Raw genomic sequence first — 24,324 nt, 5'->3', positions numbered from 1 at the left:
CCATGGGCGCAAGCAGCTATAAATACAGTAGCGAGTCCTGCGTCTGATGGCCAACCCCAAAACAGTCGCCGTGGTGGATTACGGCATGGGCAATCTGCGCTCCGTGTCGCAGGCGGTCCAGCATGTGGCGCAAGGCAGCGGCTTTGACGTGGTGGTGACTTCCCGACCCGAAGACGTGATGAACGCCGAACGTGTGGTTTTGCCAGGGCAGGGCGCCATTGCCGACTGCATGCGCGAGCTGGCCGAGTCCGGCCTCTTGCCCGCCGTCTTGCACGCCGCCGCGCACAAACCGCTGTTTGGCGTGTGTGTGGGCATGCAGATGCTCTTGACCCACAGCGCAGAAGGCCAGCCCGGTGACGGCGGCGCCGGCACCGCCGGTCTGAACCTGATTCCCGGCGAGGTCCTGAAATTTGACCTGGCCGGGCGCCTGCAGCCCGACGGCAGCCGTTACAAGGTGCCGCAAATGGGTTGGAACCAGGTTTACCAGGCCGCGTCAGGCCACCCCATCTGGGACGGTGTGCCCGATGGCGCCTATTTTTACTTCGTGCACAGTTTTTATGCCCGTCCGTCTGATACACGCCACACTGCCGGCGAAGCCGACTACGGCGGGCGCTTTACGGCGGCGGTTGCACGCGATAATATTTTTGCGACGCAGTTTCACCCCGAAAAAAGCGCCGACCACGGACTGACCCTGTACCGCAATTTCCTGCACTGGAAGCCTTAACCCCAAGCTTTTCAAAGCCCTTCACCGCCCACCGGCTCGCGCCGCAGCGGTTTTCCCTCACTCCAACCTCACCGTTTTTCCTTTATTGCCCATGCTACTTATCCCCGCGATTGACTTAAAAGACGGCCATTGCGTGCGCCTTAAACAGGGCGATATGGACCAATCCACCATCTTCAGTGAAGACCCGGCCGCCATGGCGCGCAGCTGGGTGGACAAAGGCGCGCGTCGCCTGCACCTGGTGGACTTGAACGGGGCATTTGCCGGCAAACCGAAAAACGAAGCCGCCATCCGCAAGATCCTGGCCGAAGTCGGCAGCGAGATCGACGTGCAGCTGGGCGGCGGCATCCGCGACCTCGACACCATCGAGCGTTACCTGGATTCCGGCCTGCGTTACGTGATCATCGGCACGGCCGCGGTGAAAAATCCCGGCTTTCTGCAGGACGCCTGCACCGCCTTTGGCGGCCACATCATCGTCGGGCTGGACGCCAAGGATGGCAAGGTTGCCACCGACGGCTGGAGCAAGCTGACCGGCCACGAAGTGATTGACCTCGGCAAGAAGTTCCAGGACTACGGCGTTGAATCCATCATCTACACCGACATTGGCCGCGACGGCATGCTCAGCGGCATCAACATCGAGGCCACCGTCAAGCTCGCCAAGGCGCTGACGATTCCCGTGATCGCCTCGGGCGGCCTGTCCAACATGGCCGACATCGAGGCCTTGTGCGCCGTCGAAAGCGAAGGCGTGGAAGGTGTGATCTGCGGCCGTTCGATTTACAGCGGCGATCTGGATTTTGCCCTTGCGCAAGCCAAAGCCGATGAGCTCAACGGATGATCGCAGCCAGCCAGCCAGGGCCGCGGAACCGGCTTAGCCGGGCCGCAGGCGCAGCGGCCCCCTCGGGGGGCAGCGAACCACACGAAGTGGGTGAGCGTGGGGGCACATGTTAGCCAAACGCATCATTCCTTGTCTGGATGTCACCGGCGGCCGCGTCGTCAAAGGTGTCAACTTCACCCAGCTGCGCGATGCCGGTGATCCGGTGGAAATCGCCGCGCGTTACAACGAGCAGGGCGCCGACGAACTGACTTTTCTGGACATCACCGCGACCAGCGACGGCCGCGACCTGATCCTGCACATCATCGAAGCCGTGGCCTCGCAGGTGTTTATCCCGCTGACGGTGGGCGGCGGTGTGCGCACGGTCGACGATGTGCGGCGCCTGCTGAATGCCGGGGCCGACAAGACCAGCTTTAATTCGGCCGCGCTGGCCAACCCGCAGGTGATTGAAGACGCCTCGGCCAAATACGGCGCGCAATGTATCGTGGTCGCCATCGACGCCAAACGCCGCAGCGACGAAGACGCGGCAAGCCGTGGCGCTGGCTGGGACGTTTACAGCCATGGTGGCCGCAAAAACACCGGCCTGGACGCGGTCGCCTGGGCCACCGAAATGGCGCGGCGCGGCGCCGGCGAAATTTTGCTGACCAGCATGGACCGCGACGGCACCAAGGCCGGTTTTGACCTGGCGCTGACCCGCGCGGTGAGCGACGCCATCAATGTGCCGGTGATCGCCTCCGGCGGCGTTGGCAACCTGGACCACCTGGCCGACGGCATCCAGCTGGGCGGCGCCGACGCGGTGCTGGCCGCCAGCATTTTCCATTACGGCGAATACACGGTGCAGCAGGCCAAGGCACACATGGCCGGGCGCGGCATCCCGGTGCGGTTGTAAGCCCCGTCGGGCGCTCACTGCGTGTAGCGCCTTCCCCCCTGCTGGGGCGATATCTGCGGTCCGGCGGAGCCGGTCCCGCGATATCCTGACTTGGGAAATCCCCGAGGCCTCTCCAAATCCATGACAATTGGCGCATGACTCAAAATTGGCTAGACGACATCAAATGGGACGGCCAGGGTTTGATCCCGGTGATTGCCCAGGAAGCCTCCAGCGGCGACGTGCTCATGTTTGCCTGGATGAACCGCGAGGCCTTGCAAAAAACCGCCGAGCTGGGCCAGGCCGTGTATTTCAGCCGCTCGCGCGGGCGGCTGTGGCACAAGGGCGAAGAGTCCGGCCATCTGCAGACGGTGCATGAAATCCGGCTGGATTGCGACAACGACGTGATTTTGCTCAAGGTGACGCAGCTTGGGCATGAGCCCGATCAACCTGGAATAGCCTGCCACACCGGCCGCCACAGCTGTTTTTTCAGCCTGTACAAGGATGGCCAATGGGTCGTGACCGAGCCGGTCTTGAAAGACCCGCACAGCATCTACAAATAAAACAAGACTTATGAGCTCCAACGATTCCCTGCAGCGCCTGGCGCACATCATTGAAAGCCGCAAAGCGGCCAACGGCGGTGACCCGGGCACCAGCTACGTGGCGCGCCTGTTGCACAAGGGCCCGGACGCCTTTTTGAAAAAAATCGGCGAAGAAGCCACCGAAACCGTGATGGCGGCCAAGGACCTCGACCATGGCGGCGCCACGCCCGCGCTGAAAGCCAAACTGGTTGGCGAAGTCGCTGATTTGTGGTTTCACAGCATGATTGCGCTGGCGCATTACGGCTTGAGCCCGACCGATGTGCTGGCCGAGCTGGAGCGCCGCGAGGGCACCAGTGGTATCGAGGAAAAGGCCTTGCGCAAGGTGCAGGCCCGTGACGCGACTGAAAAATAAGGCAAGTGCCCAAAAGAGGAAACCATGAGCGAGACAGATTTGGCTGAATTCGATTACAAAAACGCCAACGACCGCACCGTCATGCATGTGTTGTACGGCCTGCATACGCTGGCCTGGTTCAGTGGCGGCATTTTTGCGGTGATCGCCCTCATCGTCAATTACATCCGCCGTGCCGACGAGTCCGACGCCTTGTACATCGACCACCACAACTACATGATCCAGACCTTCTGGTGGACCGTGATGTGGCTGGTGCTGCTGTCGCCTTTGTGGCTGCTGTTTTTGCTGCCGGGCATGATTGCCTACGGCATTGTGTACCTCTGGTACCTGTACCGCTGCATACGCGGCTGGCTACGTTTCAACAGCAACCGCCCGGCCCGGGTCCTTCCTTTACTCTGACCCGCAGACACCCATGAGCCATCCCGAAGACAACTGCATTTTCTGCAAAATCGCCGCCGGCAAAATCCCCAGCACCAAGGTCTACGAAGATGAGGACATCTTTGTTTTCGACGACATCCACCCCTGGGCGCCGGTGCACTTTTTGATGATTCCGAAAGCCCACCTCGCGTCCATGGCCCAGGTCGGGCCGACCCACGAAGCCTTGCTGGGCCGCATGATGACGCTGGCGCCCAAGCTGGCGCTGGAAAAAGGCTGCCGACCCTATCCCGAGGGTGGTTTTCGCATCGTGGTCAACACCGGTGCCGAAGGCGGGCAGGAAGTTCAGCATTTACACCTGCACGTGATGGGTGGTCCCCGGCCCTGGTTGCGCGGCTGAACATTGCCCCCACGCTTTTCACTTCGTGTAAGGCGCTGCCCCCCGCGGTGGCGCATTTCCCTTGGGGCGGCCCGGCGGGAAATCACATCGCCTCCACGCTTGTCGCTTCACGTGCGGTACTGACCCCTTGCAAGGCAGGTATTCCCCCGCAAATACCAGTTGAGCCGTCAGGGTGGTCAATGCAAGTCAAGGCGGCGAAACGGCGTACAAGGCCCTTAGAATGGGCGCAACGTTGTGCAAGATTGCAATTACAGATTAGGAGCAAAACATGGGTTCATTTTCCATTTGGCATTGGTTGATCGTTCTGTTGATCGTGGTGATGGTGTTCGGCACCAAAAAGCTCAAGAACATGGGCAGCGACCTGGGCGGCGCGGTCAAGGGTTTCAAGGACGGCATGAAAGAAGGCGGCCAGACCGCTGACGAAAAAGCCGACGCAGCCGCCGGTCAGGTGACCCATGCCCAAAGCGCCGACAAAACCACAATCGACGTCGAAGCCAAGCAGAAGTCTTGATTGGCAGCCGCTCCTTTTCTGACGGCTCACAGGGCTGAACTGCCGTGATCGACATCGGCCTGTCCAAACTCGCCCTGATAGGCGCGGTGGCGCTGATTGTGATCGGCCCCGAAAAACTGCCGCGGGTGGCCCGCATGGTGGGCATGCTGCTGGGCAAGGCGCAGCGTTATGTGGCCGACGTCAAGCAGGAGGTCAACCGCTCGATGGAGCTGGATGAACTCAAGAAGATGAAGGAAAGTGTCGAGGGCGCCGCCCGCGATGTCGAAAACTCCATCCAGACCAACGCCAGCGACTTTGAAAAATCCTGGGCGGAAACCACAGGCACAACGTCCAGCGACGAGTTGCCGGGCATGATCAGTTTCCCCGAGTACAAACACCCGAAGAAAAACTGGCGGCTCAAAGCCGGTGCCACGCCCCAGTGGTACAAGTCCCGCGCCGGTGTGCGCACCAAGGCGCTGTCGGGCGCGGCGCGTGTGGCGCGTTTTCGCCCACGTCCGGCCCGCAATGCCTGATTTTTCGTTTTATCGGCCTTTTCCCGCGCACCCCACGGCGCCTTCCATCCAGCGCAAAGTTCTGCCATGAGTGATTCCAACACCGACAAGCCCGACGAACTCGCGGGCACCGAGCAGCCTTTTGTGCAGCACCTGATGGAGTTGCGCGACCGGATGATCAAGGTGGTGATTGCCATCGGCATCGCGGCCGGCGTGTTGGCCCTTTGGCCTGGCCCGGCGGTGCTGTTTGACCTGCTGGCCGCGCCGCTGGTCGCCACCCTGCCCAAGGGCGCCTCGCTGATCGCCACCTCGGTGATCTCACCTTTTATGGTGCCACTGAAAATTTTGCTGATGGCCGCTTTCATGCTGGCCTTGCCGGTGGTGTTGTACCAGGTCTGGGCTTTTGTCGCGCCTGGGCTTTACACGCATGAAAAGAAACTGGTGATGCCGCTGGTGGTGTCCAGCACTGTGCTGTTTTTTGTCGGTGTGGCTTTTTGCTACTTCTTCGTCTTCGGCCAGGTGTTCCGCTTCATCCAGGGGTTTGCGCCCAAATCGATTGTGGCGGCGCCGGACATCGAGGCCTACCTGGGTTTTGTGCTGAGCATGTTTCTGGCCTTCGGTCTGGCCTTCGAGGTGCCGATCGCGGTGGTGGTGCTGGCGCGCATGAACATCGTCAGCATCGAGAAGCTGAAAAATTTCCGCGGTTATTTCATCGTTCTGGCGTTTGTGATCGCCGCGGTGGTCACGCCGCCGGACGTGGTCTCACAGCTGGCCCTGGCCATTCCGATGTGTCTGCTTTACGAAATTGGTATCTGGGCGGCGCAGATTTTTATCAAAAACACCCAGGCGCCGGAAGACACCGAAGCCGCCAAGCCTTAAGCAAAAAAGGCCTGTAGCCCTTGATTTGCGGGCGCAGGCAGCTATCAAACCGATAGCGATTCAAACCCCCCGGCCTAGCGTCTCACCTTGGGCCGCTGGCGGGTGCCGGGCACCACCGGGATAACCGTCTTTTTGTCCTTGCGCAACACGCCCAGCGGTGCCGGCACGCCCGGCTTGAGGGCGGCCACGGCGCTCAGCAACTCGGACACCGTCGCCACCGGTTTACCCGCCACCTCGACAATCACATCGCCGGGCACAATGCCGGCCTGCGCCGCCGGGCCGTTTTGCAGCACCCCGGTGATGATCACGCCGCCGGCCTTGGCGGTGTCGGGCTTGATGCCAAAGGTCTCGGCCAGTTCCGGGCTCAGGTCCTGCGGCTCCACACCAATCCAGCCACGTGTCACCTGGCCGTCCTTGACGATGCTTTCCAGCACCTGTTTGCCGGTGGACACCGGAATGGCAAACCCAATGCCCATGGAGCCACCCGAGCGCGAATAAATCGCGGTGTTGATGCCCAGCAGCCGGCCTTGGGTGTCGACCAGCGCGCCGCCGGAGTTGCCGGGGTTGATGGCAGCGTCTGTCTGGATGAAGTTCTCGAAAGTGTTGATGCCCAGCTGGTTGCGGCCCAGCGCACTGACAATGCCGCTGGTGACGGTTTGCCCGACGCCAAAAGGGTTGCCTATGGCCAGCACCGGGTCGCCGACTTGTGCCGTGTCCGAACTGCCGAGCACGATGACCGGCAATTTATCAAGCTCGATTTTCAGGATGGCCAGGTCGGTCTCGGGGTCCGTGCCTATGACCTTGGCCTTGGCCTTGCGCGTGTCGTTGAGGATGACTTCGATGTCGTCCGCGCCGTCGACCACATGGTTGTTGGTCAGGATGTAGCCGCTGGCGCTGACGATGACGCCGCTGCCCAGGCCGACCTGCGGCTCGCTCTGGCCCTGGTCGCCGAAGAAGAAGCGGAACCAGGGGTCGTCCATATTGGGGTTGCGCGTCGCCGTCTTGCTGGTGTTGATGCTGACCACGGCGGCCGACGCGGTTTTGGCGGCGGCGGCCAGGCTGCCGGGCGCGGGGGCAGCCGGCGTGTTGCCGGCCGGGGCCTGGATCACGGCGACCGCATGGCCCAGCGCAGCCCGGTTCAGCCATTGTGGCTGGAGGGTGGCCACCACAAAATAGGCGGCCAGGAGCACCGTGACGGTTTGGGAAAACAAAAGCCAGGATTTGCGCATGGTGGTTCCAGGGTGATACGGCGGGAAAGATCGGGAAAGGTCAGGCAAGCAGGGCAGGGGGCGTGACCGTCAATGGACCCGCCCCTGCATGCGCCAATTCTCGCCCAATTTGTGCACCTTGCTGAGGCCTGAAGGCGCACCAGGCCGGTGTTTGGTGTCAAGCGTCATAATTTGCCAAATCCCAGGCTGAGCCGCCATCACCACAACCCTCAAGGACCTTGCCATGAAAGCTTCCAGCGTTCTCGCCACCATAGGCAACACGCCGCACATCCGCATGAACCGGTTGTTTGGCGCGGCCTGCCAGACCCACCAGATTTACATCAAGTCCGAACGCAGCAACCCGGCCGGCTCCATCAAGGACCGCATTGCGCTGTCCATGGTCGAAGCGGCCGAGCAATCCGGCGCGCTCAAGCCGGGCGGCACCATCATCGAGCCGACTTCGGGCAACACCGGCGTCGGGCTGGCCATGGTGGCGGCGGTCAAGGGTTACAAACTGGTGCTGGTGATGCCCGACAGCATGAGTGTTGAACGGCGCCGCCTGATGCTGGCCTACGGCGCCACCTTCGAGCTGACCCCGCGCGAAAAAGGCATGAATGGCGCGATTGCCCACGCGAAAGAACTGGTGGCCCAAACAGCTGGCGCCTGGATGCCGCAGCAGTTTGAGAATCCGGCCAATATCGACGTCCATGTGCGCACCACCGCGCAAGAAATCCTGACCGATTTTCCGCTGGGCGTGGATGTCCTGATCACCGGGGTGGGCACAGGCGGGCATTTGAGCGGCGTGGCCCAGGTCCTCAAGGCCAAGTTTCCGCACACCCAGGTCTATGCGGTCGAGCCTTCGGCCTCGCCCGTGATCAGCGGCGGTAAACCTTCGCCGCATCCGATTCAGGGCATAGGTGCGGGCTTTATCCCGGTCAATCTGCAGACCAGTTTGCTCGACGGCGTGATCCAGGTCGAAGGTGATGCCGCCAAAGACTATGCACGTCGTTGCGCCGCGCAGGAAGGCCTGCTGGTCGGTCTTTCCTCGGGCGCCACCCTGGCGGCGATTGCGCAAAAACTGCCGGAGATTCCACCCGGTAGCACGGTGCTGGGTTTTAACTACGACACCGGCGAGCGTTATTTGTCGGTCGAAGGTTTCCTGCCCTGAAGGGCGGAATCCCCCAGCCCGTTAAATGCTAGGGAAAACCCTTAAAATACAGGCAGGCTGTGCAAGCCGACCTGTTCCTCGCGGCAGCCACGATACCCGGCTGCCGCCCGCCTGACGCCAGATCCTGGCGCGCCTGAACGGCCGCTGCCGGCAGGCAGTGACCCCGCCTGTCCCTTTTCGCGCAGCAGTTTTTTACCACTGATCACTGCCTCGGGAAGACCCATGACCAAGCCGACTCCATCCCGCGCGAGCGCCGCTGCCGCGCCTTCGCGCACGCTATCCCGCCACGATTACCAGACCCTGGGGCTGTCCGCCCTGGGCGGCACGCTGGAGTTTTACGACTTCGTGATCTACGTCTTTTTTGCCACCGTGCTGGGTAGCCTGTTTTTCCCCGCCGACATGCCGGACTGGCTGCGCCAGTTGCAGACCTTTGGCATTTTTGCCGCCGGCTACCTGGCGCGCCCGCTGGGCGGCATTGTGATTGCCCATTTCGGCGACAAGCTGGGCCGCAAACGCATGTTCACCTTGAGCATTTTCATGATGGCGCTGCCCACCCTGGTGATTGGCTTGTTGCCCACCTACGCCAGCATTGGCGTGGCGGCGCCCTTGTTGCTGCTGGCCATGCGGATGTTGCAGGGCGCGGCGATTGGCGGTGAAATGCCGGGCGCCTGGGTTTTTGTGGCCGAACATGTGCCGGCCAAGCGTTATGGCCTGGGCATAGGCACGCTGACGGCGGGCATCACGGGCGGCATCTTGCTGGGTTCGCTGGTCGCGATTGCGCTGAATCACCACTACAGCCCAGCGCAGGTGAGCGATTTTGCCTGGCGCATTCCTTTCATCCTGGGTGGTGTTTTTGGCATGGTGTCGGTCTACCTGCGCCGTTTTTTGCAGGAAACCCCGGTGTTTCAGGCGCTGGCCGCGCGCCGCGACGTGGCCCGCGAGATGCCGGTCAAAACGATTTTGCGCGAGCACCGCGCCGCCAGCTTGCTGGTCGGCCTGCTGACCTGGGTCTTGTCCGCCGCGATCGTGGTGGTGGTCTTGTTCACGCCGACCTATTTGCAGACCGTGCACCACATTCCGGTGACCTTGGCACTGGAGGCCAACTGCGTCGCCACTTTGATGCTGACCTTGGGCTGTGTGTTGGTCGGCTGGGCGACGGACCGTTTTGGCACACGCCCGGTGATGCTGATTGGTTTTCCCGGCCTGTTCATCTCGTCCTATCTGTTTTACAGCAGCCTGCCTGGCACACCCGCCTCGCTGATGGTCAGCTACGCGCTGGTGGGCCTGTTTGTCGGCATCATCGCCGTGGTGCCCATCGTCGGTGTGCGGGCCTTTCCGGCGGCGGTGCGATTTTCCGGGCTGTCTTTTGCCTACAACATGTCTTACGCTATTTTTGGCGGCCTGACACCCATCATCATCAGCGCCTGGGTGCAACAGGACGCGATGGGGCCGGCGCATTACGTCGGCGGGCTGGCCATCCTGGGTTTTGCCCTGGGTCTGCTGCCCATGACCCACCGGGCTTATGTCGAGAAACAGGTGGGGAAGAAAAGGGCGGCCCGGCGCGGCCCGCGCAAAGCCTGACGCCAGGCCGCGGGCCTGAGACAATCGCCGCATGACTACTTCTTTCCCGGCCCACCGACAGGCTGTGCTGCAGGCGCTGGACATGCTGCTGCAGCCCGAACGTTTCAAGGACTACGGCCCCAATGGCCTGCAGGTCGAAGGCAAGGCCGAGGTGCGCAAAATCGTGTCCGGTGTCACCGCCAGCCTGGCGCTGATCGAGGCTGCGGTGGCTGCGCAGGCCGACGCGATTTTTGTGCACCACGGCCTGTTCTGGCGCGGCCAGGACGGCCGTGTCACCGGCTGGATGAAACAACGCCTGGCGCTGCTGCTGGCGCACGACATCAACCTCTACGCCTACCATTTGCCGCTGGACGCCCACCCCGAGCTGGGCAACAACGCACAACTGGGGCGGCAACTGGGCTTGCGCGCCGACCGTTATTTCGGCGAGAACAACCTGGGTTTTCTGGGCTGCCGCAGCGACCCGGCGGCGGGTGCCGGCTTTGACAGCGCCGAGCAACTGGCCGAACACATCAAACAGGCATTAAATCGGCCTGTGGTCCTTGTGGGTCGGCCGCAAGCAGCTATTAAAAACATAGCATGGTGCAGCGGCGGCGCGCAAGGCTATTTTGAGGCGGCGATTGCCGCCGGCGCCGATGCTTTCATCACCGGCGAAATCTCCGAGCCGCAAGCGCATTACGCCCGCGAAATGGGCGTGGCCTTCATCGCCTGCGGCCACCACGCCTCCGAGCGTTATGGCGCGCCCGCCGTGGCCGCGCATGTGGCGGCGCAGCTGGGCCTGGACCACGAATTCATCGACATCGACAACCCGGCATGAGCGCCGCAGTGCGAAGCACCAAGGTATTCGAATGAATAAACCTTTTCTCATCACCATGGGCGATGCGGCCGGTATTGGCCCGGAAATCATCGCCAGGGTTTTTCGCGACGCGCCGACTGACACGGCTGGTTGTGTGGTGGTCGGTGACGTGGCCACCCTGCGCCGTGCCTGCGCGTTGACCGCGGCGTCGGTGCCGCTGGCCGTGGCGCACTTGGAGACTCTGGCGCAACTCGGCTCGGTGCCGCCGCGCTGTATCCCGGTGTTGCAAAAATGTGCGCTGCCTGCGCCCGTTCCTTATGGGTTGGTCAGCCCTTTGGCCGGACTGGCAGCTGCCGATTGCATCGTCTGGGCCGCCCGCGCCGTGCTGGCCGGTGACGCCGCCGCTCTGGTGACCGCGCCTATCCACAAGGAAGCCCTGGCCGCCGCCGGCGGCTGGGCCGCACAGTTTCCGGGACATACCGAAATGCTGCAGGCAGAGGCCGCGGCGTTTCTCGGCCAGCCCGTGTTGGACGTGCCGGTGCGCATGATGCTGGCCAACAACGAGCTCAAGACTGTGTTGGTTAGCATTCACATGTCGCTGCGCCAGGCGATCGAGGCGGTGACTTTTGAGAATGTGCTGCAGACCCTGCGTATCACGCACACCGCCGTAGGCGCCAGCCTGGGCCGGCCGCCGCGTATCGGGGTGGCGGGCCTGAACCCGCACGCGGGCGAGGGCGGCCTGTTTGGGAGTGAGGAGCAAGCCATCATCGCGCCGGCCATCGCCGCCGCACGGGCTGAAGGCCTGGACGTGAGCGGCCCTTTTGCGCCGGACACGGTTTTCATGCGCGCGCGAAACACGCCGGACAAACCCGGCGAGTTCGACGTGGTGGTGGCGATGTACCACGACCAGGGTCTGATCCCGGTCAAATACCTGGGGGTGGAGCAGGGCGTCAACGTCACCTTGGGCCTGCCGCTGGTGCGTACCAGCCCGGACCACGGCACGGCGTTTGACATCGCCGGCAGCGGCGTAGCCGATGCGGCCAGCCTGCTGGCGGCGATTCGCATGGCACGCCAGTTGGCCGCCTGAATCGCGGCTGCCTCAAAAATTCAAGGAAAAAAGGCCTCCAGCCCAGCAGGAGCGGGCGCAAGCAGCTATCAAGTCGATAGCGTCTGCCGGCACCGGCTGCTTCGGGCTTAGCGGTTTTTCAGGCTGTCGCGAATTTCGCGCAGCAGCACCACGTCTTCCGGCGTAGGTGCCGGCGCAGCGGGCGCGGCCGGGGTTTCCTTTTTCATGCGGTTGATTTGTTTGATCATCAGGAAAATGATGAAAGCCAGGATGGCAAAGTTGACCGCCACCGTGATGAAGTTGCCATAGGCAAACACCGGGACGCCGGCTTTTTTCAGGGAGTCCAGGGTCATGGCCGTTCCGGCGGGCACGCTGCCCAGCACGATGAACAGGTTGGAAAAATCAATCTTGCCGATCACCGCGCCCACCACCGGCAGGATCAGGTCGCTGACCACGGAGTCGACAATTTTGCCGAACGCCGCACCAATGATCACGCCGACTGCCAGGTCGACGACGCTGCCCTTGATGGCAAACTCCTTGAATTCCTGCATCATGCCCATGGCGTACTCCTTTGTTGTTGCTTGAATCAGTGCTTGCCGCTTGGATGCAGGCCCGCAGCCGGATTATGGGCGCAGCTTGCGGGCTTGTGCCAGCCCGGACGGTGGTTTCCGGCAGCGTGGCGGCCTTGCCATGCCGCTGTCGGGTACCCAGGCGGCCGCCTGGCCGCTTGAAATACCCCTTCGCGCTCCGCTACAATCCCGGGTTGACCCCAATAAGCCTCTTTTCAAGTTTTTCAAGCCCCGTTCTTGTAGGACACCCATGACCCAAGCAAGCCACAAGGCGCCGCTCAGTGCGCCGATCGATAAAGATAAAAGAAACTGGATCGTGACCACCTGCGCCGTTGGCGGCGCTGGTGTTGCCGCTGTTGCTGTGCCCTTTGTCAGCAGTTTTCAGCCGTCCGAAAGAGCCAAGGCTGCCGGTGCCGCTGTCGAAGTCGACATCTCGGCCATGAAGCCGGGTGAAAAACTGACCGTGGAATGGCGCGGCAAGCCGGTCTGGATCGTCAAACGTACGCCCGAACAACTGGCTGGTTTGCCCAAGCTGGATTCGCAGCTGGCGGATCCGAAGTCCGAGCGCAAGCCCGACGAACTCACACCCGCGTACGCCCGCAACGAAAACCGCTCGATCAAGCCCGAGATTTTTGTGGCCGTCGGTATCTGCTCGCACCTGGGCTGCTCGCCCACCGACAAGTTCCAGCCCGGCGCGCAGCCTTCGCTGCCGGACGACTGGGCCGGCGGCTTTTTGTGCCCTTGCCATGGCTCGACCTTCGACATTGCTGGCCGTGTTTATAAAAACAAACCAGCACCGGACAACCTGGAAGTGCCGCCCCACATGTACCTGTCAGACGCCAAGCTGCTGATCGGTGAGGACAAAAAAGCCTGAAGCTTTGCTGGACAAGCAGGCCGGCGCCGCGTGGCGTCCGCCCAAGTCCTCCACCGACTAGCGAATAGGATCCCTTATGGCTGAACTAAAAGAAATTTCCCCCGATGCGCCGGCTGCTGCCAAGTTGATGAACTGGGTCGACAACCGCTTCCCCGCCAGCAAGCTCTACAAAGAGCACATGAGCGAATATTACGCACCGAAGAACTTCAACTTCTGGTACGTGTTCGGCTCCTTGGCCCTGCTGGTGCTGGTCATCCAGATCGTCACCGGTATTTTCCTGACCATGCATTACAAGCCCGACGCCGCACTGGCTTTCGGCTCGGTCGAATACATCATGCGCGATGTGCCCTGGGGCTGGCTGGTGCGTTACATGCACTCCACCGGGGCTTCGGCATTTTTTGTCGTGGTTTACCTGCACATGTTCCGTGGCCTGATCTACGGCAGCTACCGCAAGCCGCGCGAGCTGATCTGGATTTTCGGCTGCGCGATTTTCCTGTGCCTGATGGCCGAAGCCTTCATGGGTTACCTGCTGCCATGGGGCCAGATGTCCTACTGGGGCGCCCAGGTGATCGTCAACCTGTTTGCCGCGATTCCTTTCATCGGTCCTGACTTGGCGCTGCTGATCCGCGGCGACTACGTGGTGGGCGACGCCACGCTGAATCGCTTCTTCGCGTTTCACGTGATTGCCGTGCCGCTGGTGCTGCTGGGCCTGGTGGTGGCGCATTTGATCGCGCTGCATGAAGTTGGCTCCAACAATCCTGACGGCGTGGAAATCAAGGCACACAAGGACGCAACGGGCAAACCGCTGGATGGCATTCCTTTCCATCCTTATTACACGGTGCATGACATTTTTGGTGTCAGCGTGTTCCTGATGGTTTTCTCGGCGATCATTTTCTTCGCGCCTGAGGCCGGTGGTTATTTCCTTGAATACAACAACTTCATCCCGGCTGATTCGCTGAAGACACCTTCACACATCGCCCCGGTCTGGTATTTCACGCCGTATTACTCGATGCTGCGTGCCATCACCAGCGAGATGATGTATGCGCTGATCGCCTGTGTGCTGGCGGGTGCCGTGCTGGGTGTGCTTAAGGCCAAGATGGCGGCCCTGTTCAAAGCCGTCATCGTCGCCGCTGCGGTGGTGCTGATCGCCGCGATGCTGATGATCGACGCCAAGTTCTGGGGCGTGGTGGTCATGGGTGGTGCGGTCATCATCCTGTTTTTCCTGCCTTGGCTGGACAACAGTGCGGCCAAATCGATTCGTTATCGGCCTACCTGGCATTCGTGGTTGTACGGCATTTTTGTCGTCAACTTCCTGGTGCTCGGCTACCTGGGTATCAACCCGCCTTCGCTGATCAACGAGCGTGTGTCGCAGATCGGAACGCTGTTTTACTTCGGCTTCTTCCTGTTGATGCCGTGGTGGAGCCGTCTCGGCACCTTCAAGCCCGTCCCCGATCGCGTGACTTTTGCTGCCCACTGAGCCGGAGATCCAGAACATGATGAAGACATTGAAACAACTCGCTCTGGGTGTAGTGACCGTGCTGGCGCTGGCCGGCAGCAACGGCGTGTACGCCGCGAGCGAAGGCATTGCCTGGGACAAGGCGCCGAATAAAGTCAACGACCTCGGGGCCCTGCAAAATGGCGCCAAGCTGTTTGTCAACTACTGCCTGAACTGCCACTCGGCCGCGTTCATGCGTTACAACCGCCTGCGCGACATTGGTTTGACCGAGCAGCAGATCAAGGACAACCTGCTGTTCGCAACCGACAAGGTCGGCGAAACCATGAAGGCGTCCATTGATCCCAGGCAGGCCAAGGATTGGTTTGGCGGCAACCCACCCGACTTGTCCGTGATTGCACGTTCGCGCTCCGGCCACGGCGGCACCGGTGCAGACTACCTCTACACCTACCTGCGCACCTACTACCGCGACGACACCAAGGCCACCGGCTGGAACAACCTGGCTTTCCCCAGCGTGGCCATGCCACACGTGATGTGGGAACTGTCGGGCGAACGCAAGCCGCTGTTTGACGAAAAAGAAGAACACGGCCACAAGGTGTCGGTCTTCAAGGGCTGGCAACAGGTCACACCGGGCACCCTGACCCCGTTGCAGTACGACCAGGCGGTGGGTGATCTGGTCGCTTACCTGCAATGGATGGGTGAGCCGGCGCAAAATACCCGTGTCCGTGTGGGTGTCTGGGTATTGATGTTTCTGCTAATGTTCACTTTCATTGCCTGGCGCCTGAACGCTGCGTTCTGGAAAGACATCAAGTAATTTTTTCGCCGGGGCACGTGCCCGGCACCTTCTGGAGTGGATGCTTTCAACGTATCCACTCCTTTGCATTTAGGAGTCCCGTACCATGATGGTCCTTTATTCAGGCACGACCTGCCCTTTCTCGCACCGCTGCCGTTTTGTGCTGTTTGAAAAAGGCATGGATTTCGAAATCCGCGACGTGGACTTGTACAACAAGCCCGAAGACATCAATGTGATGAACCCGTACGGCCAGGTGCCAATCCTGGTCGAGCGCGACCTGATTCTGTACGAGTCGAACATCATCAACGAATACATTGACGAGCGTTTCCCGCATCCACAGCTGATGCCCGGCGATCCGGTCGACCGCGCGCGTGTTCGCCTGTTCCTGCTCAACTTCGAAAAAGAGTTGTTCGTGCATGTCAACACGCTGGAAGCCCGCGCTTCCAAGGGCAATGAAAAAGCGCTGGAAAAAGCCCGTTCGCACATCCGCGATCGCCTGACCCAGCTCGCCCCGGTGTTCCTGAAAAACAAGTTCATGCTGGGCGACAACTTCTCCATGCTCGACGTGGCGATTGCACCGCTGCTCTGGCGTTTGGACTACTACGACATCGACCTGTCGAAGAATGCCGCGCCGCTGCTCAAGTACGCTGAACGCATCTTCTCGCGTCCGGCTTACATCGAGGCGCTGACACCCTCCGAGAAAGTCATGCGTAAGTAATATGGCCCCCACGCTTGTCGCTTCGCGTACTGCGCTGCCCCCCGAGGGGGTGCTGCGCCTGCGGCCCGGCATAGCCGGTTCCGCGGCCCTGGCTGGGGAAGAGGGCGCCGGTTCGCATGTTGCGCTGGTTTGGATTTAAATGGCTGATTTGATGAACGCTCTGGACGCCACCTCCACGCGCCCCTATTTGATACGGGCGCTCTACGAATGGTGCACCGACAACGGTTTGACGCCGTATGTGGCTGTGGCCGTTGATGAAACGGTGCAGGTGCCGCGCGAATACGTCAAGAACAATGAGATCGTGCTCAACATCAGTTTTGATGCCACGAGTTCGCTCAAGCTGGGCAACGATTTCATCGAGTTCAAGGCCAGGTTTGCCGGCAGCGCACGTGAAATCATGGTGCCCATCAGCCGTGTCATCGCCATTTACGCGCGTGAAAACGGCCAGGGCATGGCCTTTCCGCTGGTGACGCCGGGCGCGTCACGTCCGCAGCCAGCGGCCGATGCGCATGCGCAAGACGCGTTGGATGAGCCGGCATCGGCTCTGCCTGCAGAAGATGAGAAACTTTCTGCGGGACCGGAAATAAAGATCGTACAATTGGTACCGGCCAACAATGCCGCTTCGGGCCGTGACGATGATACGGACCCCCCGGAGCCACCCAAACCGCAGCAAGGAAAACGTCCTTCGCTGAAACGGGTCAAGTAAAATAAAGTTTGTGCCGCTTTAGCTCAGTTGGTAGAGCAACCGCCTTGTAAGCGGTAGGTCGTCAGTTCGAATCCGACAAGCGGCACCATTCATAACATCCCTGCACCGGCACGTTTGCTGCTGGTGCAGGCGACTATCACTTCAATAGCATCATCATCAATACCTGCAAGCCTTTGCAGCGTGTTCGACTTCGATTTTGACTACTTTCGGGTGATTAGTATCTTCAGCCGAATTGAGGTAACCTTCAAACCTTTGCCCGTCAAACGGGACTGGATCAGTGGCAGCAACTGGCGAACTTTGGCCGCCGCCGCATTGCTGCTGACCAGCAGGCACCAGACACCGTCGTCAATCGGCCCGGCCTGAATCGCGGAGCGCAAGCTGGCCGGAAGCAAGGACTCAATGGCTTTGAGTCTATCGTTGGATTCCTTGACCAGCATGGCCAGTCGCGCCAGGGACGGCGCATTTTCTGCCGCCTGGCTGAGGGTGACGGCTTGGTGCAGGCGGGGGCGGGAAATCACGGTGAGTGGGCTCAGGTTTTCAAGGAGTGGGACAGGTGCATTTGATTATCACGGATGCGTGGCTGGCAAAAAGCCGCGCCATTTATTTAAGTGGCACCAAACTGGTGGTGGCGATTTTTGTCGGGGCTCTGGTCTTGATGCTGGTGGCCGCAGGCTTGTACCACTGGGTGTTTCTCAAGGGCGCGCGTGAAGGCTGGCCGGTGGTCGGCGCCCTCGTCAAACTGGTGGTGAAAGACGAGTTCGAGCAGCGTGACCGTTTCCTGCGCGAAAACCTCGACGCCATGGCCAAGCGGCTGGGCGAAATGCAGGCCAAGATGATGCAGCTCGAAGCCTTGGGCGAACGGGTTTCCGGCCTGGCCGGGGTCAATCCCAACGACATCAAGACCATGCCCGGCCGCGGCGGGGTGCTGGTCACCGGCCGTTCGCTGACCATGGATGAATTGCAGGCCACGCTGGCCGATCTCGACAAACTGACAGATCAGCGTGTGGACCTGATGACGGTGATGGAGTCCCGTCTGTTTGACCAGAAAATCAAGAAAATGATGGTGCCCACCCAGCAGCCGGTGTCGGCCGGTGTGCTTGGCTCCTCGTTTGGCTGGCGGCTTGATCCCCTCAATGGTCGCTCCGCACTGCATACCGGGCTGGACTTTCCAGCTGACCCCGGCACGCCGATTCTGGCGGCCGCCGGCGGCATTGTGGTGACGCAGGAATACCATTCGGCTTACGGCAACATGGTCGAAGTGGACCATGGCAACGACCTGGTGACCCGCTACGCGCATGCCTCCCGAGTCTGGGTCAAAAAGGGCGACCTGATCAAGCGTGGCCAGAAAATAGCCGAGGTCGGCACCACCGGACGCTCGACCGGCCCACATCTGCATTTCGAGGTGCTGGTGCAGGGTGTGTTCCAAGACCCGCAAAAATTCCTCACCGCCGGTCAGAAACTGCCTCCGGCGCCCATGGTGGCAGCAGTCGCGCAACCGGTCGTGCAGCCCGCTCAGGCGCCCCGTCCGAAATAGCGCCACAGCAGAGGTAAAATCCGCCGTTGGCGCGCAGTTGAACAAACTGGAAGCGCCCCTAACTTAAGTCGATACTCAATAAGGGATTTCGGCCGCACTGCCAGCTCACCGGGGCTGCCAGCGCGGCCTCGCATTTATGGCTTCCAATATCCTGACTCAAATCTTCGGCAGCCGCAACGACAGGCTGCTCAAAACTTATCGCAAATCCATTGAGCGCATCAATGCGATGGAATCGCAGCTTGAAAAGCTCGACGACACAGAGTTGCGCGCCAAAACCCGGGAATTCATAGACCGCGTGGCCAAGGGTGAAACCCTGGATGCCATCCTGCCGGAGGCTTTTGCCGTCGTCCGCGAAGGCAGCAAACGGGTCATGAAGATGCGTCACTTCGACGTGCAGATGTTGGGTGGCATGGCGCTGCACAACGGCAAGATCGCCGAGATGGGGACAGGCGAGGGCAAAACCCTGACGGCGACCCTGCCGGTCTACCTCAACGCACTGACTGGCAAGGGCGTGCATGTGGTGACGGTCAATGATTACCTGGCCAACCGCGATGCACGCTGGATGGGCAAGCTCTACAACTTCCTGGGCCTGACGGTCGGCATCAATTTGCCAAACATGTCACGCGAAGAAAAGCAGGAAGCCTACAACTCCGACATCACTTACGGCACCAACAACGAGTACGGTTTCGACTACCTGCGCGACAACATGGTCTACGAAGTGGCGGATCGCGTGCAACGCGTTCTCAACTACGCCATCGTCGACGAGGTGGACTCCATCCTGATCGATGAAGCCCGCACGCCGCTGATCATCAGCGGCCAGGCCGAAGACCACACCGAGATGTACCTGGCGATGAACAAGGTGGTGCCCTTGTTGACACGCCAGGAAGGCGAAGCCGACCCGCGCACCGGCGAGGGCGTCACCAAACCCGGCGACTTCACGCTGGACGAAAAAACACACCAGGTGTTTCTGACCGAACAGGGCCATGAAAATGCCGAGCGCATTTTGTTCGGCCTGGGCATGATCCCGGAAGGCGCGACCCTGTACGACCCGGCGAATATTTCGCTGATGCACCACTTGTACGCCGCGCTGCGGGCCAACAATCTGTATCACCGCGACCAGCACTACGTGGTGCAGGACGGCGAAATTGTCATCGTGGACGAGTTCACCGGCCGCCTGATGTCGGGCCGGCGCTGGAGCGAAGGTTTGCACCAGGCTGTGGAAGCCAAAGAAGGTGTGCAGATCCAGGCTGAAAACCAGACCATGGCATCGATCACCTTCCAGAACTACTTTCGGCTCTACGGCAAGCTGGCCGGCATGACCGGTACCGCCGACACCGAAGCCTACGAGTTCCAGTCGATCTACGGTCTGGAAACCACGGTGATCCCGCCCAACCGTCCGAGCCGGCGCGAAGACCAGCTTGACCGCGTTTACAAAACCACGCGTGAGAAATACGAAGCGGCGATCAAGGACATCCGCGAATGTTATGAGCGCGGCCAGCCGGTGCTGGTCGGCACCACCTCGATTGAAAACTCGGAAATCATCGACCAGCTGCTGGAAAAGGAAAAGCTCCCGCACCAGGTGCTGAACGCGAAACAACATGCGCGTGAAGCCGAGATCGTGGCCCAGGCAGGTCGTTCCGGCATGATCACGATTGCCACCAACATGGCCGGCCGAGGCACCGACATTGTGCTGGGCGGCAACGTGGAAAAACTCGTGGAAGCCGTCGAGGCCGACGAGTCGCTGGACACCGCCGCCAAGCAGGCGGAAATTGTGCGTTTGCGGGCTCAGTGGACACTGGAGCATGAAAAGGTCAAGGCGCTGGGCGGCTTGCGCATCATTGCGACGGAACGTCATGAGTCACGCCGTATCGACAACCAGTTGCGTGGCCGGTCGGGCCGCCAGGGTGACCCCGGCTCTTCGCGGTTTTACCTGAGCCTGGACGATCCGCTGATGCGCATTTTTGCCGGCGACCGCGTGCGTGCCATCATGGAGCGGCTGAAGATGCCCGATGGCGAGGCCATCGAAGCCGGCATCGTGACCCGCAGCATCGAATCCGCGCAGCGCAAGGTGGAAGCACGCAACTTTGATATTCGCAAGCAACTGCTGGAATATGACGATGTGTCCAATGACCAGCGCAAGGTGATTTACCAGCAGCGCAACGACATCATGGATGCGGGCAGCCTGCAGGAGCAGATCGCTTCCCTGCGCGAAGGCTGTTTCACCGACCTGACGCACCAGTACATTCCGCCCGAAAGCGTCGAGGAGCAGTGGGACCTGGCCGGTCTTGAAAAAGTGCTGCGCGACGAATGGCAGATCGAACTGGCGCTTCAGGCCGAAGTGCAGGCCGCCAGCGCCATCACCGGCGAAGAGGTGATGGAGAAAGTGCTGGCCGCCGCCAACGCGGCTTTTGCCGCCAAGGTCGAAAAAATCGGTGAAGAGAACTTCACGCAGTTCGAGCGGATTGTGCTCTTGCAAACCATAGACACCCATTGGCGTGATCACCTGAGCGCGCTCGACTATTTGCGGCAGGGTATTCACTTGCGGGGTTATGCCCAGAAGCAGCCCAAGCAGGAATACAAACGCGAAGCCTTTGAGTTGTTCGGCCAGTTGCTCGACAGCGTGAAAAACGCGGTCACCAAAATCCTGATGACGGTGCAAGTGCAGTCGGGTGAACAGCTCGAACAAGCGGCCGTGGAAATGGAAAACCGCGCAGAAAACATCGCCAACGTAACCTACACGGCGCCCACCGAAACCGGCGAAGTCCAGACCACGGTCGACGAAGAGTCGTTGCGCCGCGGCCAGGCGCTGCCGGCCTCGGCGATGCCACGTGTCGGCCGCAACGATCCCTGCCCTTGCGGCTCCGGCAAAAAATACAAGCTTTGCCACGGCAAGCTGAACTAAGACCTTCAATCACCGTTACCCACCTCTTACCTGGAACAAAGAGAACATGCCTGTCAATCTGGTTGCCACGCCCGCCGCTGACCTCTATCCCGTTCCCGGCGTGCGCTGGGGCATTGCCGAAGCGGGGATACGCAAGGTCGGCCGCAAAGACCTGTCGGTGTTGTTGCTGGAGGAGGGCGCCTCGGTCGGTGCGGTTTTCACGCAAAACCGTTTTTGCGCCGCACCGGTCCAGATCTGCCGCGAACATCTGGCCAAAAACCTGGGCATCCGTGCCATGCTGATCAACACCGGCAATGCCAATGCGGGCACCGGTGCCGACGGTTTGAACCGGGCCCAGGCCAGCTGTATCGCGCTGGCCCGTGAGCTGAATCTGTCGCCGGAGCAAATCCTGCCTTTTTCCACCGGCGTGATCATGGAGCCTTTGCCCCATGACCGTATTGCTGCCGGCTTGCCGGCAGCGCTGGCAGATGCCCGCGAAGACAATTGGGGCAAGGCCGCCGAAGCCATCATGACCACCGATACGGTGGCCAAGGCTTTTTCGACGCGCATCAAGCTAGGCGGCGCAGACATCACCATCACCGGCATCAGCAAGGGCGCGGGCATGATCCGTCCCAACATGGCGACCATGCTGGGTTTTCTGGCGACCGACGCCTGTGTGTCGCAAGCGCTGATAAACCAGTTGGCCACCGAGCTGGCCGAAGGTTCGTTCAACCGCGTCACGGTCGATGGCGACACCTCGACCAACGACTCCTTTGTGGTCGTGGCCAGCAACAAGGCGGCGCATGCACCGATCACCGCCCTCGACAGCGTTGACGGCCAGGCCCTGCGTGCGGCCATGCTGACGATTGCGCGGCAATTGGCGCAAGCCATCGTGCGCGACGGCGAAGGCGCGACCAAGTTCATCACCATCCAGGTGGAGGGTGGAAAAAACGGTGCCGAATGCCGCCAGGTGGCTTATGCGATTGCACATTCCCCGCTGGTCAAAACCGCTTTTTTCGCCAGCGACCCCAACCTTGGACGCATTTTGGCGGCGGTTGGTTATGCCGGCATCAACGACCTGGATCAGACCCGGATCGACTTGTACCTGGACGACGTGCTGGTGGCCAAAAACGGCGGCCGGCATGGCGATTACGTCGAGGCCGACGGCCAGCGCGTGATGAAACAAAGCGAAATCACCGTGCGGGTGGTGTTGGGCCGCGGCACAGCCGCCGACACGGTCTGGACCTGCGATTTGTCCTACGACTACGTCAAGATCAACGCGGACTACCGCAGCTGAAGCTTTCAGCCTTTTACCTCTTATCCGACCATGAACGAGCAATTTGAACGCCTGATGGCGCGCGCAGAGTCCCTGCTTGCGCGTATTGAATCCGTGTTGCCGCAGCCTCTGTCGGCGCCGGACTGGAGTGCCTCGGTCGCTTACCGTTACCGCAAGCGCAGCTCTGGCCATGGCTCGCTGGAGCCGGTGCGCCACATTGGCAGCATGAGTCTGGGTGACCTCAAGGAAATCGAAGACCAGAAGGAAAAAATCAAACGCAATACCGAGCAGTTTGTGCTCGGCAAACCCGCCAACAATGTGTTGCTGACCGGCGCTCGCGGCACCGGCAAGTCCTCACTCATCAAGGCCTGCCTGAATGAATATTCGGCGCGTGGTCTGCGGCTGATCGAGGTCGACAAAGCCGACCTGACCGACTTGCCCGACATCGTCGACGTGGTCTCCGGCCTGTCCGAGAAATTCATCGTTTTTTGCGATGACCTGAGTTTTGAGGAAGGCGAGCCGGGCTACAAGGCGCTCAAGTCCATTCTTGATGGTTCTGTCGCGGCGGCCACGCCCAATGTGCTGATTTACGCGACCAGCAACCGGCGCCACCTGCTGCCCGAATACATGACGGAAAACCTCACCTACAGCCGCAGCGAAGACGGTGAGGTGCATCCCGGCGAAGTGGTGGAAGAAAAGATTTCGCTGTCTGAACGTTTTGGCCTGTGGGTCAGCTTCTACCCCTTCAGCCAGGATGAATACCTGACCATCGTCGCGCAGTGGCTGTCGTCTTTCGGCGTGACGCCTGAAGCCATTACCGCCGCCAAACCGGCGTCGCTGGTGTGGGCGCTGGAGCGCGGCTCACGCAGCGGTCGCGTGGCCTACCAGTTCGCCCGTGATTACGCCGGCCGTGACAGCGACAACCGGCCCGTGTCGGCACCTGCCATCGCGGCGTATGAGCGGCCAGGCGCCGCAGCCGTGGTGTCGCCCGATCAGGACGACCAGGCCCCCGATCATTCGACATGAGTGTGCTGGTCGCTGACGGCGAACGCCCGCGTGAGGGCGGCGCAGACCGCAAGGTGGTCGATGTGGCGGTGGGTGTGTTGGTGCGTGCCGATGGCGACTTTCTGCTGACCTCACGCCCGCCCGGCAAGGTCTACGAAGGTTATTGGGAATTCCCCGGCGGCAAGCTGGAGCAGGGCGAAACCGTCGAGCAGGCCTTGCGCCGCGAGTTGCATGAAGAAATCGGCATCACCATTGGTGCCGTGCAGCCCTGGAAAGTCGAACTGGTGGACTACCCGCATGCGCTGGTGCGGCTCAACTTCTGCAAGGTGTTGGACTGGGCGGGCGAGCTGCACATGCGCGAAGGCCAGCTGTTTGCCTGGCAGCGTTTGCCGGTCGAGGTCATACCGGTCTTGCCCGGCACCATCCCGGTACTGGCCTGGTTCGCCAGCGAGCGCGCATTTGCCGGTGCGACCCACGCCGTGGCTTGAGGCCGACCGGCGACGTTTGCGTCGCTCTTTTATTGATAGCTGATTACACCCGTTAAATAAGGGCTAGTACATCAACACGCAAGTTTCGAAACATAGTATCGCCCAAGCTTTGTATCTGCATCCTGCCGAGTGAATTTCCACTCGATGGTTCGCTGAAGGGCGTTTCGAGCTTGCTGCCAAGCATCG

General features: G+C 61.0%; 27 protein-coding genes and 1 tRNA gene. 25 read left to right on the top strand and 3 right to left on the bottom strand.

Annotated elements, in window-relative coordinates:
* Positions 1 to 46: 46 nt before the first annotated feature.
* From hisH to tatC, 10 genes are all read left to right on the top strand, one after another.
* Positions 47 to 724 (top strand): imidazole glycerol phosphate synthase subunit HisH, encoded by a 678-nt coding sequence (gene hisH / locus R6254_RS16130; protein WP_318408297.1) that lies wholly within the window; start codon positions 47 to 49, stop codon positions 722 to 724.
* A 91-nt stretch (positions 725 to 815) separates the two neighbouring features.
* Positions 816 to 1,556: a 1-(5-phosphoribosyl)-5-[(5-phosphoribosylamino)methylideneamino]imidazole-4-carboxamide isomerase gene (gene hisA / locus R6254_RS16125; protein ID WP_318408296.1), complete on the top strand. Its 741-nt coding sequence runs from the start codon at positions 816 to 818 to the stop codon at positions 1,554 to 1,556.
* Between the two features lie 106 nt (positions 1,557 to 1,662).
* Complete coding sequence (hisF, locus tag R6254_RS16120; RefSeq protein WP_318408295.1) at positions 1,663 to 2,442, top strand: imidazole glycerol phosphate synthase subunit HisF; 780 nt, start codon at positions 1,663 to 1,665, stop codon at positions 2,440 to 2,442.
* A 134-nt stretch (positions 2,443 to 2,576) separates the two neighbouring features.
* Complete coding sequence (gene hisI, locus R6254_RS16115) at positions 2,577 to 2,981, top strand: phosphoribosyl-AMP cyclohydrolase (protein WP_318408294.1); 405 nt, start codon at positions 2,577 to 2,579, stop codon at positions 2,979 to 2,981.
* A 10-nt stretch (positions 2,982 to 2,991) separates the two neighbouring features.
* The gene (locus tag R6254_RS16110; protein ID WP_318408292.1) at positions 2,992 to 3,372 is read left to right on the top strand and encodes a phosphoribosyl-ATP diphosphatase; all 381 of its coding nucleotides are present in this window, start codon (positions 2,992 to 2,994) and stop codon (positions 3,370 to 3,372) included.
* Between the two features lie 24 nt (positions 3,373 to 3,396).
* Positions 3,397 to 3,768 carry a DUF4870 family protein gene (locus R6254_RS16105; protein ID WP_318408290.1) on the top strand — a complete coding sequence of 124 codons (372 nt, stop codon included), beginning with the start codon at positions 3,397 to 3,399 and terminating at the stop codon, positions 3,766 to 3,768.
* Between the two features lie 13 nt (positions 3,769 to 3,781).
* Positions 3,782 to 4,144 (top strand): histidine triad nucleotide-binding protein, encoded by a 363-nt coding sequence (locus tag R6254_RS16100; RefSeq protein WP_318408289.1) that lies wholly within the window; start codon positions 3,782 to 3,784, stop codon positions 4,142 to 4,144.
* Positions 4,145 to 4,412: 268 nt separating this feature from the next.
* Positions 4,413 to 4,655 carry a Sec-independent protein translocase subunit TatA gene (tatA, locus tag R6254_RS16095; protein ID WP_318408288.1) on the top strand — a complete coding sequence of 81 codons (243 nt, stop codon included), beginning with the start codon at positions 4,413 to 4,415 and terminating at the stop codon, positions 4,653 to 4,655.
* A 44-nt stretch (positions 4,656 to 4,699) separates the two neighbouring features.
* Entirely contained in the window at positions 4,700 to 5,167 is a 468-nt protein-coding gene (gene tatB, locus R6254_RS16090; protein WP_318408287.1) for a Sec-independent protein translocase protein TatB, read from the top strand.
* 66 nt (positions 5,168 to 5,233) lie between these two features.
* The gene (gene tatC / locus R6254_RS16085) at positions 5,234 to 6,025 is read left to right on the top strand and encodes a twin-arginine translocase subunit TatC (protein ID WP_318408286.1); all 792 of its coding nucleotides are present in this window, start codon (positions 5,234 to 5,236) and stop codon (positions 6,023 to 6,025) included.
* 74 nt (positions 6,026 to 6,099) lie between these two features.
* On the opposite strand, the gene R6254_RS16080 is transcribed toward tatC, so the two are convergent.
* Entirely contained in the window at positions 6,100 to 7,254 is a 1,155-nt protein-coding gene (locus tag R6254_RS16080) for a trypsin-like peptidase domain-containing protein (RefSeq protein WP_318408285.1), read from the bottom strand.
* A gap of 223 nt (positions 7,255 to 7,477) precedes the next feature.
* Here R6254_RS16080 and cysK point away from each other — a divergent pair, with 223 nt between their 5' ends.
* The 4 genes from cysK to pdxA all read left to right on the top strand — a co-directional run bounded on the left by cysK (position 7,478) and on the right by pdxA (position 11,862).
* Positions 7,478 to 8,401 (top strand): cysteine synthase A, encoded by a 924-nt coding sequence (cysK, locus tag R6254_RS16075; protein WP_318408284.1) that lies wholly within the window; start codon positions 7,478 to 7,480, stop codon positions 8,399 to 8,401.
* Between the two features lie 222 nt (positions 8,402 to 8,623).
* On the top strand, positions 8,624 to 9,982 hold the full coding sequence (locus R6254_RS16070; RefSeq protein WP_318408282.1) for an MFS transporter: 1,359 nt from the start codon (positions 8,624 to 8,626) through the stop codon (positions 9,980 to 9,982).
* Between the two features lie 31 nt (positions 9,983 to 10,013).
* Positions 10,014 to 10,796, top strand: a complete 783-nt coding sequence (locus R6254_RS16065) for a Nif3-like dinuclear metal center hexameric protein (RefSeq protein WP_318408280.1) — start codon at positions 10,014 to 10,016, stop codon at positions 10,794 to 10,796.
* Between the two features lie 31 nt (positions 10,797 to 10,827).
* Complete coding sequence (pdxA, locus tag R6254_RS16060) at positions 10,828 to 11,862, top strand: 4-hydroxythreonine-4-phosphate dehydrogenase PdxA (protein WP_318408278.1); 1,035 nt, start codon at positions 10,828 to 10,830, stop codon at positions 11,860 to 11,862.
* A gap of 107 nt (positions 11,863 to 11,969) precedes the next feature.
* Here the strand turns inward: pdxA and mscL are convergent, their stop codons facing one another.
* Positions 11,970 to 12,401, bottom strand: coding sequence for a large conductance mechanosensitive channel protein MscL (gene mscL, locus R6254_RS16055; RefSeq protein ID WP_318408277.1), 432 nt, complete (start codon positions 12,399 to 12,401; stop codon positions 11,970 to 11,972).
* Between the two features lie 259 nt (positions 12,402 to 12,660).
* Here mscL and petA point away from each other — a divergent pair, with 259 nt between their 5' ends.
* The 6 genes from petA (at position 12,661) to R6254_RS16025 (ending at position 17,042) form a co-directional block, all read left to right on the top strand.
* Positions 12,661 to 13,284: a ubiquinol-cytochrome c reductase iron-sulfur subunit gene (gene petA / locus R6254_RS16050; protein WP_318408276.1), complete on the top strand. Its 624-nt coding sequence runs from the start codon at positions 12,661 to 12,663 to the stop codon at positions 13,282 to 13,284.
* A gap of 76 nt (positions 13,285 to 13,360) precedes the next feature.
* Complete coding sequence (locus R6254_RS16045) at positions 13,361 to 14,761, top strand: cytochrome b (protein ID WP_318408275.1); 1,401 nt, start codon at positions 13,361 to 13,363, stop codon at positions 14,759 to 14,761.
* Between the two features lie 19 nt (positions 14,762 to 14,780).
* Positions 14,781 to 15,551 (top strand): cytochrome c1, encoded by a 771-nt coding sequence (locus tag R6254_RS16040; protein ID WP_318408565.1) that lies wholly within the window; start codon positions 14,781 to 14,783, stop codon positions 15,549 to 15,551.
* A gap of 85 nt (positions 15,552 to 15,636) precedes the next feature.
* A complete protein-coding gene (locus tag R6254_RS16035; RefSeq protein ID WP_077594012.1) occupies positions 15,637 to 16,248 on the top strand; it encodes a glutathione S-transferase N-terminal domain-containing protein in 612 nt (203 codons plus the stop codon).
* A 151-nt stretch (positions 16,249 to 16,399) separates the two neighbouring features.
* The gene (locus R6254_RS16030; protein ID WP_318408272.1) at positions 16,400 to 16,954 is read left to right on the top strand and encodes a ClpXP protease specificity-enhancing factor; all 555 of its coding nucleotides are present in this window, start codon (positions 16,400 to 16,402) and stop codon (positions 16,952 to 16,954) included.
* A 12-nt stretch (positions 16,955 to 16,966) separates the two neighbouring features.
* Positions 16,967 to 17,042 (top strand) — tRNA-Thr (locus tag R6254_RS16025).
* A 112-nt stretch (positions 17,043 to 17,154) separates the two neighbouring features.
* Here R6254_RS16025 and R6254_RS16020 read toward each other — a convergent pair.
* Positions 17,155 to 17,472 (bottom strand): hypothetical protein, encoded by a 318-nt coding sequence (locus tag R6254_RS16020; protein ID WP_318408271.1) that lies wholly within the window; start codon positions 17,470 to 17,472, stop codon positions 17,155 to 17,157.
* Positions 17,473 to 17,507: 35 nt separating this feature from the next.
* Here R6254_RS16020 and R6254_RS16015 point away from each other — a divergent pair, with 35 nt between their 5' ends.
* The 5 genes from R6254_RS16015 to R6254_RS15995 all read left to right on the top strand — a co-directional run bounded on the left by R6254_RS16015 (position 17,508) and on the right by R6254_RS15995 (position 24,138).
* Positions 17,508 to 18,488, top strand: a complete 981-nt coding sequence (locus tag R6254_RS16015) for a M23 family metallopeptidase (protein ID WP_318408270.1) — start codon at positions 17,508 to 17,510, stop codon at positions 18,486 to 18,488.
* 136 nt (positions 18,489 to 18,624) lie between these two features.
* Positions 18,625 to 21,390, top strand: coding sequence for a preprotein translocase subunit SecA (secA, locus tag R6254_RS16010; protein ID WP_318408269.1), 2,766 nt, complete (start codon positions 18,625 to 18,627; stop codon positions 21,388 to 21,390).
* A 46-nt stretch (positions 21,391 to 21,436) separates the two neighbouring features.
* On the top strand, positions 21,437 to 22,666 hold the full coding sequence (gene argJ / locus R6254_RS16005) for a bifunctional glutamate N-acetyltransferase/amino-acid acetyltransferase ArgJ (RefSeq protein ID WP_318408267.1): 1,230 nt from the start codon (positions 21,437 to 21,439) through the stop codon (positions 22,664 to 22,666).
* A 30-nt stretch (positions 22,667 to 22,696) separates the two neighbouring features.
* Positions 22,697 to 23,671 (top strand): ATP-binding protein, encoded by a 975-nt coding sequence (locus R6254_RS16000; protein ID WP_318408266.1) that lies wholly within the window; start codon positions 22,697 to 22,699, stop codon positions 23,669 to 23,671.
* Entirely contained in the window at positions 23,668 to 24,138 is a 471-nt protein-coding gene (locus tag R6254_RS15995; protein ID WP_318408264.1) for an NUDIX domain-containing protein, read from the top strand. Before R6254_RS16000 ends, R6254_RS15995 begins: the two co-directional genes overlap by 4 nt.
* The last annotated feature ends 186 nt before the right edge of the window (positions 24,139 to 24,324 follow it).

Origin of the sequence: Polaromonas potterensis, from assembly GCF_033446725.1 — a bacterium.
Lineage (GTDB): Bacteria > Pseudomonadota > Gammaproteobacteria > Burkholderiales > Burkholderiaceae_C > Polaromonas.
The sequence above is the reverse complement of the archived record's forward strand: the minus strand, read 5'-3'. Positions and strand labels throughout refer to the sequence as shown.

Coding starts and splice junctions, on each gene's coding strand:
- hisH (WP_318408297.1), top strand. CDS start 47: ATGGCCAACCCCAAAACAGTCGCCGTGGTGGATTACGGCATGGGCAAT.
- hisA (WP_318408296.1), top strand. CDS start 816: ATGCTACTTATCCCCGCGATTGACTTAAAAGACGGCCATTGCGTGCGC.
- hisF (WP_318408295.1), top strand. CDS start 1,663: ATGTTAGCCAAACGCATCATTCCTTGTCTGGATGTCACCGGCGGCCGC.
- hisI (WP_318408294.1), top strand. CDS start 2,577: ATGACTCAAAATTGGCTAGACGACATCAAATGGGACGGCCAGGGTTTG.
- R6254_RS16110 (WP_318408292.1), top strand. CDS start 2,992: ATGAGCTCCAACGATTCCCTGCAGCGCCTGGCGCACATCATTGAAAGC.
- R6254_RS16105 (WP_318408290.1), top strand. CDS start 3,397: ATGAGCGAGACAGATTTGGCTGAATTCGATTACAAAAACGCCAACGAC.
- R6254_RS16100 (WP_318408289.1), top strand. CDS start 3,782: ATGAGCCATCCCGAAGACAACTGCATTTTCTGCAAAATCGCCGCCGGC.
- tatA (WP_318408288.1), top strand. CDS start 4,413: ATGGGTTCATTTTCCATTTGGCATTGGTTGATCGTTCTGTTGATCGTG.
- tatC (WP_318408286.1), top strand. CDS start 5,234: ATGAGTGATTCCAACACCGACAAGCCCGACGAACTCGCGGGCACCGAG.
- R6254_RS16080 (WP_318408285.1), bottom strand. CDS start 7,254: ATGCGCAAATCCTGGCTTTTGTTTTCCCAAACCGTCACGGTGCTCCTG.
- cysK (WP_318408284.1), top strand. CDS start 7,478: ATGAAAGCTTCCAGCGTTCTCGCCACCATAGGCAACACGCCGCACATC.
- R6254_RS16070 (WP_318408282.1), top strand. CDS start 8,624: ATGACCAAGCCGACTCCATCCCGCGCGAGCGCCGCTGCCGCGCCTTCG.
- R6254_RS16065 (WP_318408280.1), top strand. CDS start 10,014: ATGACTACTTCTTTCCCGGCCCACCGACAGGCTGTGCTGCAGGCGCTG.
- pdxA (WP_318408278.1), top strand. CDS start 10,828: ATGAATAAACCTTTTCTCATCACCATGGGCGATGCGGCCGGTATTGGC.
- mscL (WP_318408277.1), bottom strand. CDS start 12,401: ATGGGCATGATGCAGGAATTCAAGGAGTTTGCCATCAAGGGCAGCGTC.
- petA (WP_318408276.1), top strand. CDS start 12,661: ATGACCCAAGCAAGCCACAAGGCGCCGCTCAGTGCGCCGATCGATAAA.
- R6254_RS16045 (WP_318408275.1), top strand. CDS start 13,361: ATGGCTGAACTAAAAGAAATTTCCCCCGATGCGCCGGCTGCTGCCAAG.
- R6254_RS16040 (WP_318408565.1), top strand. CDS start 14,781: ATGAAGACATTGAAACAACTCGCTCTGGGTGTAGTGACCGTGCTGGCG.
- R6254_RS16035 (WP_077594012.1), top strand. CDS start 15,637: ATGATGGTCCTTTATTCAGGCACGACCTGCCCTTTCTCGCACCGCTGC.
- R6254_RS16030 (WP_318408272.1), top strand. CDS start 16,400: ATGAACGCTCTGGACGCCACCTCCACGCGCCCCTATTTGATACGGGCG.
- secA (WP_318408269.1), top strand. CDS start 18,625: ATGGCTTCCAATATCCTGACTCAAATCTTCGGCAGCCGCAACGACAGG.
- argJ (WP_318408267.1), top strand. CDS start 21,437: ATGCCTGTCAATCTGGTTGCCACGCCCGCCGCTGACCTCTATCCCGTT.
- R6254_RS16000 (WP_318408266.1), top strand. CDS start 22,697: ATGAACGAGCAATTTGAACGCCTGATGGCGCGCGCAGAGTCCCTGCTT.
- R6254_RS15995 (WP_318408264.1), top strand. CDS start 23,668: ATGAGTGTGCTGGTCGCTGACGGCGAACGCCCGCGTGAGGGCGGCGCA.